This window comes from Pelagerythrobacter marinus (assembly GCF_009827515.1).
Classification (GTDB): Bacteria; Pseudomonadota; Alphaproteobacteria; order Sphingomonadales; family Sphingomonadaceae; genus Pelagerythrobacter; species Pelagerythrobacter marinus.
In genome coordinates this window covers 107,169-119,986 of the sequence record NZ_WTYO01000007.1, presented here as the reverse complement: position 1 = coordinate 119,986, position 12,818 = coordinate 107,169, and the positions used below count along the sequence as shown (strand labels likewise).

Sequence of the window (12,818 nt, the reverse complement as noted above, 5' to 3'; positions counted from 1 at the left end):
CCTCGAAGGGCCGAGCGGGAGGTTGAAGGCAACCCCTCCCGCCACTCGCAAGGATGTTGCCAAGGCAACCCTGTGACGCCCAGGTGGCAATCCTGTGATGCCCAGGCGGCACCGGCCGGTTCCGTCCGCTTGCCTTTCCTCCCGGCGTAACCGTCCGCACGCGCCAGCGGATGACCGGGCGTGGGCACCCTCCAAAGGGGACGATACTCCGCCCGTGAGTTCCTGCGAAAGCAGGAACCCAGAGGCAGCCCCCGCGCCCGCTATCCTGGGCTCCTGCTTTCGCAGGAGCTCGCGTTGCGGGAAGGTGGAACGGGGTGCCGCGCTCCGCTATGCAACCCACGCCGAGTTCCTGCGAAAGCAGGAACCCAGAGGCAACCCCAGCGCCCGCCATCCTGGGCTCCTGCTTTCGCAGGAGCTCGCGTTGCGGAGAGCGTGCCTTCCCGCCGCCCGCACCCGTCATGCTGAACGTGTTTCAGCATCCATGGTGCCGCCCGGCACCTACAATGCGGGAGGGGAAATGGACTCCGAACCACGTTCAGGGCGACGGCTTTTCGAGCGTTCGGACTTATCCCGCCCTCACGCCAGCGCGTCGCGGTAGAGCGCGAGGAGATCCTCCCACGCGCGCTCGGCTTCGGCCGGGGCGTAGGCGGGGGAATCGGGGACGGTCCAGCCATGGTCGCCGGCATAGACCTCCACTTGCGCCGGCCGCCCCGCCGCGGCGGCGGCCTCGCGCAAGGTGCGCTTGTGCCCGGGCGCCTCGGCATCGTCGTCCTGCGCGATCGCGAAGAGGAAGGCGGCGCGGGTGCGGTCGAGCAGATTGTGCGGGCTGGCCGGCTCGCCTTCGCGCACGAGGCCGCCGCCGTGGAAGCTCGCCGCCGCGCGAACCCGCGCGGGCACGGCCGCCGCGGTCCAGACCGTGAAGGGCCCGCCCATGCAATAGCCCTGGGTGCCGACCCCGCGCGTGCTGTCGACCGCCGCCTGCCCGTCGAGCCAGCCGATCGCCGCGACGGCGTCGCGCATGATCGCGGCCGCGTCCAGCTTCGCCCGCCAAGGGCGCACCTGCGCGAACCCCTCGTTGCCCGCGAATTCGGCGAAATCGGCGAAGCGTTCGCCCGCCACGTCGCGGTAATAGGGATTGGCGACGAGCACGGCGTGCCCGCGCGCGGCGAGGCGCCGGGCCATCGCGCGCTTCGCTTCGCGCAGGCCGGCGATGTCGGGCCAGAACAGGACCGCCGGGGCCGGCCCGCTATCGGGGTGGACGAAGAACCCGTCCATCGTCCCGTCGGGCGTGGCGAAGCGCACCGCGCGCTCGATCGTCGCCGGGGCCGCCGGGCCGCATCCCGAGCTCGGCCGGCACGCGGGCACCGGCAGATCGCCCCCGAAGCCGGGCGGCGTGCAGGCGGCGACCGCCGCCGCCCCGCCCAGCGCCGCGAACTGCCGCCGGCTGATCCCCTCGCGCGCCCAGCGGGCCAGCTTCTCCTCGTCGCACATCGTCGCCTCCTCGCCCCTGCTCGCTGCCGGTCGATCGCGCCATCGTGATCGCGCGCGCGCGGCGATGCAAGCGCAACGCGGATTGGCATGGGCCGCACGCGTGGTAGGTTGCGGCGAAAGACCGATTCTTGCCGGGAGAGACAAAGATGAACGAACAGACCGCCATCAGCCGCGAACAGCTCGAATATTCGCAAGGGGCGAAGGATTTCCTCGCGCGCAAGCCGCAGCTTTTCATCGGCGGCGAATGGGTCGAAAGTTCGCACGGCAAGACGCTGGCGGTCGAGGATCCTTCGTGCGGGCGCGAGGTGGCACGGATCGTCGATGCCTCCACCGACGACGTCGATCGCGCGGTCGCCGCCGCGCGCAGCGCCTTCGACGACGGGCGCTGGTCCGACCTGCCGCCGATGAAGCGCGAAGCGACGATCCACCGGCTCGCCGACCTGATCCAGCGCGAGGCGGAGCTGCTGGCCGAGCTGGAGGCGATCGACAACGGCAAGCCCAAGACGATGGCCCAGGCGGTCGACGTCAACGGCGCGGTCTCGATGCTGCATTACCATGCCGGCTGGGCGAGCAAGATCGGCGGCGAGATGATCGAGCCGGCGAACGCGCCGCGCGGCGTGTTCCACAGCTATACCCGGCGCGAGCCGGTCGGCGTGGCGGCGCAGATCGTGCCGTGGAACTTCCCCCTGCTGATGGCGGTGCAGAAGATCGCCCCCGCGCTCGCCGCCGGCTGCACGCTGGTGCTCAAGCCGGCCGAGCAGACCAGCCTCACCGCGCTGAAGCTGGCCGACCTGGTGGCAGAGGCGGGCTTCCCCGCGGGCGCGGTGAACATCGTCACCGGGCTGGGCGAGACCGCCGGCGACCGCCTGGTGCGCCACCCGGATGTGGACAAGGTCGCCTTCACCGGATCGACCGAGGTGGGCAAGATCATCAACCGCACCGCGACCGACAGCCTGAAACGGGTGACGCTGGAACTGGGCGGCAAGAGCCCGGTGATCGTCCTGCCCGACGTGGACCCGGCGGCGGCCGCCGGCGGGGCGGCGAACGCGATCTTCTTCAACGCGGGCCAGGTCTGCGTCGCCGGCAGCCGCCTCTATGCCCACAGGGACGTGTTCGACCGCCTGATCGAGGGGATTGCCGAGACCGCCCCCGCCTGGGCCCCGCGTCCCAGCCTCGACCCGCAGGCGCGCATGGGCCCGCTGGTCAGCCACGAACAGTTCGAACGCGTGATGGGCTATATCGAGGCGGGCAAGAAGGACGGGGCGAGCGTGGCCATGGGCGGCGACGCGGCCCCGGCGAACGGCGGGTACTACGTCAACCCGACCGTGATGGTCGACGTGAACCCGTCGATGAGCGTGGTGCAGGAAGAGATCTTCGGCCCGGTCGTCGTCGCCCAGCGTTTCGACGATCTCGACGATGTGGCGAAACAGGCGAACGACACGCTCTACGGCCTCGGCGCCGGGGTCTGGACGCGCGACGTCGGCGCGTTCCACAAGCTCGCCGCGCGCATCAAGTCGGGCACCGTCTGGGGCAATTGCCACTCGATGCTCGACAGCGCCCTGCCCTTCGGCGGCTACAAGCAGTCGGGCATTGGGCGCGAACTCGGCAGCGAGGGGGTGAAGGCCTATACCGAGCTGAAGACCGTCATCCTCCAGCTCTAGCGTCGTCCCCTCGCGGCGGCCCCCGCCCGCCCCCTCAGGCGGGCAGGTTGTCGGGCCGCTCGACGTGGTCCATCGTTTCCGCTTCCCCGATCGCGCTCGCATCGCGCCCGATCACCGCCAGCGTGCCGTCGGTTTCGAGCACGACCCAGTTCGCCCCCGCGGGATCTAGGATCCCCTCGTGCCGCAGGGCGGATTCGATCTCCGACTTGGTGATCCGGGTGCGCTTCATCGCGTCTTCGAGATAGACGCCCTTGTGCAGCAGCAGGGTCGGTTCGGCCTTGATCGCCTTGGTCACGCTCGACGAGCGCACGAGAACGAAGGTCACCGCGTACTGGCACAGGCCCAGCGCCACGATCGCCACGGTCGCCTCGGCATAGGACACGTCGCGCAGCAGGATGCCGCTGGCCGCGAGGCTCCCGACCGCGACCGTGATGATCCAGTCGAAATTGTTCATCTGGCCCGTCGTCCGCTTGCCCGACAGGCGCGTGAGCAGCACGATCGTGACGTAGAACGCCACCGACAGCGCCACCACTTCCCACAGGCGCGAGCTGTCGGCCCAGAAGCTCGGATCGAATTCCATTTGCACGTCCTCCTGCCTGATAGAAGGCGCAGGCGTGCGATACGTTTCCGGCCGGGCCGCTTTTTCGCCTCGCCGGTCAGTTGCGGAAGACGACCGTGCGCGCGCCGTTCAGCACGACGCGCTCCTCGACATGGAGGCGCACCGCCTCGGCCAGGACGCGGCTCTCGATCTCGCGTCCCTTGCGGACCAGCTCTTCCGGGCTGTCGGCATGGGTGATCGGTTCCACGTCCTGGTGGATGATCGGCCCTTCGTCGAGGTCGGCGGTGACGTAGTGCGCGGTCGCACCGATCATCTTCACCCCCCGCGCGTGCGCCTGGTGATAGGGCCTCGCCCCCTTGAACCCGGGCAGGAAGGAATGGTGGATGTTGATGCAGCGCCCGGCGAAATGGGCCGCCTGCCCGTCCGACAGGATCTGCATGTAGCGGGCGAGGATCACCAGCTCGGCATCGGTTTCGTCCGCGATCCGGCGCACTTCGGCTTCCTGTTCGGCCTTGGTCGCGGCGGTCACCGGCAGGTGGTGGAAGGGAACGTCGCCGATATTGGTGTGGCTGATCGCCTCGCGCGGGTGGTTGGAGACGATCGCCACCGGCTCGATCGGCAATTCGCCGATGCGCCAGCGATAGAGCAGGTCGGCCAGGCAGTGATCGAACCTGCTGACCATGATCAGCACGCGGCGCGGCCGGTCGCGCCGCACCAGCTTCCAGCGCATCGCGCACCGTTCGGCAAAGGGGGCGAAGGCCGCGCGGAAGGCCCCGGCGTCGCCGACCCCGGGATCGAAGGCGATCCGCATGAAGAAGGCATCGCTCGCCCGGTCGTTGAACTGCTGCGCCTCCAGGATATTGGCGCCGCGTTCGAACAGCAGGCCGGTGACCTGCGCGGTAATGCCCGGCCGGTCGGCGCAGCTCAGGGTCAGGACCAGCGGCTCGGCCATGTCAGCGGCGCCCCAGCGCCTCTTCGCACTCGGCCATCAGCGTCGCGACGATCTGCGCGACCGGCTCCTCCTCGCGCACCATGCCGACCGACTGGCCGGCCATCAGGCTGCCGCCTTCGACATCGCCGTCGATCACCGCGCGGCGCAGGGCGCCGGCCCAGTAATGCTCGATCTGCAGCTGCGCCTCGGCCATCTCCACCTCGCCCCGGTCGAGCATCCCGGCGACCTCGATCTGCTTGGCGGTGAAGCTTTCGGTGCCCTTGTTGCGCAGCGCGCGGACGGGGATCACCGGCAGGCGCGGATCGACCTGCACGCTGGCGATCGCGTCGCGCGCGCTGGCGCGGAAGAAGGCCTTCTTGAAATCGGGATGGGCGATCGACTCGCTCGCGCAGGCGAACCGCGTGCCGAGCTGGACCCCGGCCGCGCCCATTTCCAGGTAGCCTGCGATCGCGTGCCCCTTGCCGATCCCGCCGGCGACGAAGATCACGTGCTCCTCCGCCAGCGCGGGCAGGATCTCCTGCGCCAGGACGCTGGTGGACACCGGGCCGATATGGCCGCCCGCCTCCATCCCCTCGATCACCAGCGCGTCCGCCCCCGAACGCAGCAGCTTCTTCGCCAGCGCCAGCGTCGGCGCGAAGCAGATCACCCGGGCCGGGTTCGCGCCGCCCTTGATCGCCTCGACGCTGCCCTTGGGCGGAATGCCGCCGGCCAGCACGACGTGGCCGACCCCGTGGCGCGAGCAGACCTCGATCAGGTCGAACAGCTGCGGGTGCATCGTGATCAGGTTCACGCCGAAGGGCCTGTCGGTCATCGCCTTCGTCGCGGCGATTTCGGCGTCGAGCAGCTCGGGGGTCATCGCCCCGCAGGCGATCACGCCGAAACCGCCCGCGTTGCTGATCGCGGAAACGAGGTTGCGTTCGGACACCCAGCTCATCGCGCCGCACAGGATCGCGGTCTCGCAGCCGAGGAAGTCGGTGCCGCGCTGCATCAGGCGGCCGGTCTTGGGATAGTCGGTCATCGTCGGGCCGCTTAGGGCGCGCACGGCGGACCGGCAAGTGCCCTGGCGCGCGCGGGAACCCCGCCGCCGCTCGGCCCTTGTTCCCTATGGGAGGGAGCACACGGCCTTTCTCGATCGCATTTATCGATAAGCCTGATAGGTCTTAATTGCTTTGATCGATTGTCGTGCGGGCGTAGCCTCCCCTCCGTATCGACTCGCCGGGCCGCCGCGCGGCCGTTTGTAACTGGAGGTGCCAAGATGGACGTAGCAACTGGATCGATCCCCGGGGGCGGCTGCCCCTTCAGCGGCGACGGCGGGGTGCGGAGCCTGCTCGGCCGCACCAACCGCGACTGGTGGCCCGATGCGCTCCAGCTCGAGATCCTGCACCAGGGCAAGCTTCACGCCGACCCGATGGAGGACGACTTCGACTATTGCGAGGCCTTCAACGCGCTCGATTACGAAGGGATCAAGCGCGACCTCAGGGCGCTGATGACCGACAGCAAGCCGTGGTGGCCGGCGGACTACGGCCATTACGGCCCGTTCTTCATCCGCATGGCCTGGCACGCGGCGGGCACCTATCGCACCGGCGACGGGCGCGGCGGCGCCTCCAGCGGGCAGCAGCGCTTCGCCCCGCTCAATTCCTGGCCCGACAACGCCAACCTCGACAAGGCGCGGCGCCTGCTGTGGCCGATCAAGCAGAAGTACGGGAAGCACATTTCCTGGGCCGACCTGTTCGTGCTGACCGGTAATATCGCGATCGAATCGATGGGCGGCCCGGTCTTCGGCTTCGGCGGTGGGCGCAAGGACGTCTACGAACCCGAAACCGACGTGTTCTGGGGCACGGAGGAAAAGTGGGTCAGCGAAGGCGTGCAGACCCGCATCGATCCCGACAAGGAGCTCAAGCTCGAAAACCCGCTCGCCGCGATCCAGATGGGGCTGATCTACGTCAATCCCGAAGGGCCGGGCGGCCAGCCCGACATCGAGGGTTCGGCGCGCGACATCCGCGAGACGTTCGCCCGCATGGCGATGAACGACGAGGAAACCGTGGCGCTGACCGCCGGCGGCCACACGTTCGGCAAGTGCCACGGCGCGGGCGACGCCTCGCTGGTCGGCGCGGACCCCGAAGGGGCCGACATCGCCTTCCAGGGGCTGGGCTGGACCAGCGGCTACGAAAGCGGGATGGGCGAACACACGATCACCTCGGGGCTGGAGGGATCATGGACCAACACCCCGATCGAATGGACCGGCAACTATTTCCGCCTGCTGCTCGATTACGAGTACGAACTGGTCAAGTCGCCGGCCGGCGCGCACCAGTGGCAGCCGATCGACCAGAAGGAAGAGGACATGGCCCCGGCGGCCCACGATCCTTCCAGGAAGGTCCCGACCATGATGACCACCGCCGACATGGCGATGAAGGTGGACCCGGAATATCGCAAGATTTCCGAGCGGTTCCGCAACGACCACGAGGCGTTCCGCGATGCCTTCGCCCGGGCCTGGTTCAAGCTGACGCACCGCGACATGGGGCCCAAGGTCCGCTATCTCGGCCCCGACGTGCCGGAAGAAGACCTGATCTGGCAGGATCCGGTCCCGGCCGGGACGATGCCGTCGGACGGCGACGTCGCCGCCTTCAAGGACAAGATCCTCGATAGCGGGCTGTCGATCGGCCAGCTGGTCAAGACCGCCTGGGCCTCCGCCTCCACCTTCCGCAGGTCCGACCATCGCGGCGGCGCCAACGGCGCGCGGATCCGCCTCGCCCCCCAGAAAGGCTGGGCGGTGAACGAGCCGGACGAACTGGCCAAGGTGCTGGGCACGATCGATTCGCTGCGCGGCAACCTCTCGATGGCCGACGCGATCGTCCTCGCCGGGACCGCCGCGGTCGAGAAGGCGGCGCGCGATGCCGGCTTCGATGTCGAGGTGCCGTTCCTCGGCGGGCGCGGCGATGCCGGCGACGAGCATACCGACGCGGAAAGCTTCGAGCCGCTCGAACCCCATGCCGACGGGTTCCGCAACTACCTGAAGACCAAGATGAGCGTGCGGACCGAGGACCTGCTGATCGACCGGTCGCACCTGCTCGGCCTGTCGGCGCCCGAGATGACCGTGCTGGTCGGCGGGCTGCGCGTGCTCGGCGCCAACTACAAGGACAGCGAACACGGCGTCTTCACCGATCGCAAGGGGCAGCTGACCAACGACTTCTTCGTCAACCTGCTCGACATGAACACCGCCTGGGAAGTGGTGGACGAGAGCGGCGACGAGGAATTCGTCGGCCACGACCGCGCCAGCGGCGACGAGAAATGGCGCGCGACGCGGACCGACCTGATCTTCGGTTCGAACAGCCAGCTGCGCGCGATCGCCGAAGTCTATGCGGAGAGCGGGCACGAAGAGAAATTCGTGCGCGATTTCGTCAAGGCCTGGACCAAGGTGATGAACGCCGATCGCAGCGACGTGACTTACGCGAAGTACCACGAGGCGGCCTGACCGCCCATCCGCGGCAGGCCCTTCGCCCCCCGGCGCGCCGTGCGCCGGGGGGCGTTTTCGTGCCGGGTGAAGGGCCCGGCAGCCCGGCCGGCGCCGCGCGGGGCGCAGACGACGCCGGCGGAAAATCGCTGGACATTCGCGCCGGGGCGGAGAACAGATCGCGCGCAACACGTTTCGGGAGATACTGTCTCATGAGGATCCGCACTGCCCTGTTCGCCGCCACTGCCGCGACCGTCCCCCTCTTCGCGGCGCCCGCCGCTGCGGACGAGGGGATGTGGACGTTCGACGGCTTCCCTGCCGAGCAGGTTCGCGAAACCTACGGCTGGGCGCCCGACCAGGCCTGGCTGGACCACGTGCGCAATTCCGCGGTCCGGCTGACGGGCGGCTGTTCGGCCAGCTTCGTCTCGCCCGAAGGGCTGATCCTGACCAACCACCACTGCATCGCGAGCTGCCTCTACGACAACTCGACCGATGCGAAGGACTACCTCGCCGACGGGTTCACCGCCCGCCAGCGCGAGGACGAGCTGACCTGCCCGGGCCAGCAGGCCGAAGTGGTCACCGCGATCGCGGACGTCACCGGCGATGTCATGGCCGCGATGGCCGGCCTCTCGGGCGAGGCGCTGACCAAGGCGCGCGACGCGAAGATCGCCGGGATCGAATCCGCGGGTTGCCCCGATACCGAGACCACCCGGTGCCAGGTCGTGACCCTGTTCGGCGGCGGGCAGTACAAGCTCTATACCTATCGCAAGTATTCGGACGTGCGCCTCGCCTGGGCGCCCGAGGCGCGCGCGGCGACCTTCGGCGGCGACCCCGACAACTTCAACTTCCCGCGCTATTCGCTCGATGCCTCGTTCCTGCGCGCCTACGAAAACGGCGAGCCGGTCGCGAGCCCCGCGCACCTCGAATGGAACCCGCGCGCGCCGGAAGAAGGCGAGATCACGTTCGTCGTCGGCAATCCCGGTTCGACCAGCCGCCTCTATACCCAGAGCCAGCTCGCCTTCGAGCGCGAGGTGCGCCTGCCGCTGACGCTCGCCACGCTGAGCGAGCTGCGCGGCCGCCTGATCACGGCGATGGACCGCAGCCCGCGTCACGCGCGCGAAGGGCAGGACCTGCTGTTCGGCGTGGAAAACAGCCTGAAGGTCTATATCGGCCGGACCAGGGCGCTCAACGATCCGGCCTTCACCGCCAAGCTCGCCGCGGCCGAGGCCGAGCTGAAGGCGAAAAGCGCCGGCAACCCCGACATCGGCGATCCCTGGAGCGCGGTGGAAGACGCGGTGGACGCCTATCGCGCGCTCTACCTGCCGCTGCGTTTCACCCAGCCTTCGGGCGACCTGTTCGGCTATGCCCAGACGCTGGTCTTCGCGGCGCAGGAGCGCGCCAAGCCCAATGCCCAGCGGCTGCCGGGCTATACCGACAGCGCGCTGCCGCTGACCGAGAAGCGCGTGCTCGACGAACGCCCGGTCTATCGCTGGGTGGACGAGCTGATGATGGAATGGAGCCTGTCGAAGGCGCGCGAATACCTCGGCGTCGACGACCCGGATTCGCGCCTGCTCCTGGGCCAGGAAAGCCCCGAGCAGCGGGCCGAGCGGCTGGTGAACGGCACCCGGCTCGACGATCCGGCGGTCCGCAAGGCGCTGTGGGAAGGCGGGCTGGAAGCGATCGAGGCGTCGGACGATCCGATGATCCGCTACGCCCTCGCGCTCGCCCCGCGCCAGCGCGAGCTGAAGGCGCTGGCCGACGCGCAGTATTCGGGCCCGCTCGCGGCAGCCGGGGCCAGCCTCGCCGATGCCCGCTTCGCCGCCTACGGCGACACGCTCTATCCCGATGCCACTTTCACCCTGCGGATTTCCTACGGGCAGGTGAAGGGCTGGACCGAGCGCGGCAAGGCGGTGCCGATCCGCACGACGATGGGCGGCACCTTCGACCGCGCGACCGGCAACCCGCCGTTCGACCTGCCCCCCGCCTTCGCCGCGAACGAAGCGCGGATCGACAAGGACACGACCTACGATTTCGTGACCACCAACGACATCATCGGCGGCAATTCCGGGTCGCCGGTGATCGACCGCGCCGGGACCGTGATCGGCACCGCCTTCGACGGCAATATCCATTCGCTGGGCGGCAATTACGGCTACGACGGGACGCTGAACCGCACGGTCGCGGTCTCGACCGCGGCAGTGCAGGAAGCGCTCGAGACGATCTATCCCGCGCCGGCGCTGGTCGCCGAACTGGCGGGCGAGTGAGGCACCGCGGGCGGGGGCCGCTCCTCCGCCCGCTCCGCTGCCGGGTGGAACGCCGGGCCTAGCCGTATTCGATCCGTACCCGGCCCGCCGCCTCGCCCGCGATCCGGCGGGCGGTGTCGGTGTCCCCCGCGCTGGCGAGCGCCACGCCCATGCGGCGCCAGGGCCGCGTGGTCGGCTTGCCGAACAGGCGCAGGTCCACCGTGCCCCCTTCGACCGCCAGCGCCTCGGCCAGGCCCGAATAGGCCGGGGCCGCGCTCTCGCGATCGGCCAGGATCACCGCGCTGGCCGAAGGCCGCGCGCGGATCGGCGCCGGGATCGGCAGGCCCATGATCGCGCGGGCATGGAGGTCGAACTCGCTCAGGTTCTGGCTCACCAGCGTGACCATGCCGGTATCGTGCGGGCGCGGGCTGAGCTCGGAAAAGATCACCTCGTCGCCGCAGACGAAGAACTCGACCCCGAACAGGCCCTGGCCGCCCAGGTCGTCCACCACCTTGCGCGCCATGTCCTGCGCGGCCGCGATCGCGGCGGGCGACATGGCCGCCGGCTGCCAGCTTTCCTGGTAGTCGCCACGTTCCTGCCGGTGGCCGATCGGCGGGCAGAACAGCACCCCGTCCTTCGTCCGCACGGTCAGCAGGGTGATCTCGTAATCGAAATCGACGAACTGCTCCACGATCACGCGCCGGCGGTCGCCGCGCATGTTGGCCACGGCATGATCCCAGGCGGCTTCCAGCCCGGCGGCATCCCTGACCTTGCTCTGCCCCTTGCCCGAAGACGACATGACCGGCTTGATCACGCAGGGAAAGCCGGTGTGCTCCGCCCCCGCGCGCACTTCCTCCAGCGTTTCGGCATAGCGATAGCGCGAAGTCGCCAGGCCCAGTTCCCCGGCGGCGAGATCGCGAATGCGATCGCGGTTCATCGTCAGCTGGGTCGCGCGGGCCGACGGGACCACGTTGAACCCCTCCCGCTCCAGCTCGACCAGCATCTCGGTACGGATGGCCTCGATCTCGGGCACGATGAAATCGGGGCGGTGCTTCTCCACCGCGGCGCGCAGGGCCGCGCCGTCGAGCATCGAGAACACCTCCCGCCCGTCGGCCACCTGCATCGCGGGGGCATCGTCATAGGCATCGCAGGCCACGACCCGCGCGCCGAGCCGCTTGGCCGAGATGACGAATTCGCGCCCCAGTTCGCCGGCGCCGAGGAGGAGGATGGTCGCAGTGAAAGCCATGGCCGCAGGCCTAGCGCGAAAGGCGCGCCCGGGCCATGGCGGTTTCGCGGCCCTACTTGCCCCGCGCGGCGGCCCAGGCCGCGTGCTGGCGCGCGGTCAGCGCGACCAGGTCGCCCATGACCACCGGCATGTCGATCAGGTGCAGGCCCCAGTCGTCGAGCCGCCGGCCGCCGGCGACAACGTCGCCGGTGATGTCGTCCACCCGCGGATCGCCGGGATCGCCGTTGACGGTCACCGCCAGGTATTGCGCCCCGTCGCGCTCGGCACAGCGGGCCGAGACAAGGCCGGGCGCGGCGGTGAAGGCGGTCGTCGGCAGGGGCTGGCCCGCGACCCATTCGGTCATCGGCCTGCTCGACGTGCCGACCCCGGCCGTGGAGAAGATCGCCCGGGCGTTCGCCGGGTCGCCCACCAGCGCGGCCGGGTTGACGCACACGACCGCGTTCCCCTCGCCCGCGGCCCGGCCGAACCGGCTGCCCGACGGCGGCGGCACGTCGGCGCGAAAGGCGACGTAGCTGACCAGGCAGCCCGCCTGGTCGGCGCGGGTGCAGGCGGGCATCCAGGCGATCTCGCCCCCCGCCCCGCCATCGGCCGGACGCTCGACGTTGGTGCCGATCAGGTGGGCCGCGACGACCAGCTCGCGCTGCGCGGCCGGCATCGTCTCGAGCAACCGCTTGAGCATGCCGCTGCCCTGGCTGTGCCCGATCAGGACCACGCCGCGCCCACCGTTGTCCTGCGCGAGGTAGGCGCGCCAGGCGGCGGCCACGTCGCCGAAGGCCACGGCCGCCGCCCGGGGCGGACGGCCCCCGCCGCGCATCATCATCTCGCGCAGCGCGGTCAGCGTGATCTGGCGATAGAGCGGCGCGAAGACCCGGCAGTGCTGGCGGAAGCGGGCGGCCTGGGCATGGGCCACGCGCCGCTCCTCCGCGCCGGCCTCCATGTCGCTGTTGGCCCCGGGATCGAGCGAGACGGTCGGATAGACATAGAAACAATCGAACTGGCGGTCTGCATCGGGAACGAGCGGTTCGACCCGCGTGGCGCCATCGGCGCCGACGACCGTTACCGACTGGTCGCTGGCGCAGGCATCGATCCGGTCGGGCCGGCAGAGCCAGCTACTATCCTCGGTATAGTCGGGTGCCGGCGCGGGCTCCTGCCCCGCGGCCGACGCCGCCCCGAACAGTGCCAGGGCCAATACGAACACGTGCTTCATCGATCCTCTCC

9 protein-coding genes are annotated in these 12,818 nt (G+C 69.8%); 3 read left to right on the top strand and 6 right to left on the bottom strand.

What is annotated here, in order from left to right; genetic code table 11:
- Window positions 1-576: 576 nt before the first annotated feature.
- Window positions 577-1,491: a dienelactone hydrolase family protein gene (locus GRI72_RS13580; protein WP_160734460.1), complete on the bottom strand. Its 915-nt coding sequence runs from the start codon at window positions 1,489-1,491 to the stop codon at window positions 577-579.
- A gap of 146 nt (window positions 1,492-1,637) precedes the next feature.
- Here GRI72_RS13580 and GRI72_RS13575 point away from each other — a divergent pair, with 146 nt between their 5' ends.
- Window positions 1,638-3,152, top strand: a complete 1,515-nt coding sequence (locus GRI72_RS13575) for an aldehyde dehydrogenase family protein (RefSeq protein WP_160734459.1) — start codon at window positions 1,638-1,640, stop codon at window positions 3,150-3,152.
- Between the two features lie 34 nt (window positions 3,153-3,186).
- On the opposite strand, the gene GRI72_RS13570 is transcribed toward GRI72_RS13575, so the two are convergent.
- From GRI72_RS13570 to GRI72_RS13560, 3 genes are all read right to left on the bottom strand, one after another.
- On the bottom strand, window positions 3,187-3,732 hold the full coding sequence (locus GRI72_RS13570) for a DUF421 domain-containing protein (RefSeq protein WP_160734458.1): 546 nt from the start codon (window positions 3,730-3,732) through the stop codon (window positions 3,187-3,189).
- 76 nt (window positions 3,733-3,808) lie between these two features.
- Window positions 3,809-4,663: a formyltetrahydrofolate deformylase gene (gene purU, locus GRI72_RS13565; protein WP_160734457.1), complete on the bottom strand. Its 855-nt coding sequence runs from the start codon at window positions 4,661-4,663 to the stop codon at window positions 3,809-3,811.
- Window position 4,664: 1 nt separating this feature from the next.
- Window positions 4,665-5,681, bottom strand: a complete 1,017-nt coding sequence (locus GRI72_RS13560) for an NAD(P)H-dependent flavin oxidoreductase (RefSeq protein WP_160734456.1) — start codon at window positions 5,679-5,681, stop codon at window positions 4,665-4,667.
- A 237-nt stretch (window positions 5,682-5,918) separates the two neighbouring features.
- Between GRI72_RS13560 and katG the strand changes: the two genes are divergently transcribed.
- On the top strand, window positions 5,919-8,135 hold the full coding sequence (gene katG, locus GRI72_RS13555) for a catalase/peroxidase HPI (protein ID WP_160734455.1): 2,217 nt from the start codon (window positions 5,919-5,921) through the stop codon (window positions 8,133-8,135).
- Window positions 8,136-8,326: 191 nt separating this feature from the next.
- Window positions 8,327-10,375 carry a S46 family peptidase gene (locus GRI72_RS13550; RefSeq protein WP_160734454.1) on the top strand — a complete coding sequence of 683 codons (2,049 nt, stop codon included), beginning with the start codon at window positions 8,327-8,329 and terminating at the stop codon, window positions 10,373-10,375.
- 58 nt (window positions 10,376-10,433) lie between these two features.
- Here GRI72_RS13550 and purT read toward each other — a convergent pair whose 3' ends face one another.
- The gene (gene purT, locus GRI72_RS13545; protein ID WP_160734453.1) at window positions 10,434-11,600 is read right to left on the bottom strand and encodes a formate-dependent phosphoribosylglycinamide formyltransferase; all 1,167 of its coding nucleotides are present in this window, start codon (window positions 11,598-11,600) and stop codon (window positions 10,434-10,436) included.
- A gap of 52 nt (window positions 11,601-11,652) precedes the next feature.
- Complete coding sequence (locus GRI72_RS13540; protein WP_160734452.1) at window positions 11,653-12,807, bottom strand: DUF3089 domain-containing protein; 1,155 nt, start codon at window positions 12,805-12,807, stop codon at window positions 11,653-11,655.
- Between the last annotated feature and the right edge of the window lie 11 nt (window positions 12,808-12,818).

Bases quoted from the DNA above. Each gene is read 5' to 3' on its own strand.
- GRI72_RS13580 (WP_160734460.1), bottom strand. From the start codon at position 1,491: ATGTGCGACGAGGAGAAGCTGGCCCGCTGGGCGCGCGAGGGGATCAGC.
- GRI72_RS13575 (WP_160734459.1), top strand. From the start codon at position 1,638: ATGAACGAACAGACCGCCATCAGCCGCGAACAGCTCGAATATTCGCAA.
- GRI72_RS13570 (WP_160734458.1), bottom strand. From the start codon at position 3,732: ATGGAATTCGATCCGAGCTTCTGGGCCGACAGCTCGCGCCTGTGGGAA.
- purU (WP_160734457.1), bottom strand. From the start codon at position 4,663: ATGGCCGAGCCGCTGGTCCTGACCCTGAGCTGCGCCGACCGGCCGGGC.
- GRI72_RS13560 (WP_160734456.1), bottom strand. From the start codon at position 5,681: ATGACCGACTATCCCAAGACCGGCCGCCTGATGCAGCGCGGCACCGAC.
- katG (WP_160734455.1), top strand. From the start codon at position 5,919: ATGGACGTAGCAACTGGATCGATCCCCGGGGGCGGCTGCCCCTTCAGC.
- GRI72_RS13550 (WP_160734454.1), top strand. From the start codon at position 8,327: ATGAGGATCCGCACTGCCCTGTTCGCCGCCACTGCCGCGACCGTCCCC.
- purT (WP_160734453.1), bottom strand. From the start codon at position 11,600: ATGGCTTTCACTGCGACCATCCTCCTCCTCGGCGCCGGCGAACTGGGG.
- GRI72_RS13540 (WP_160734452.1), bottom strand. From the start codon at position 12,807: ATGAAGCACGTGTTCGTATTGGCCCTGGCACTGTTCGGGGCGGCGTCG.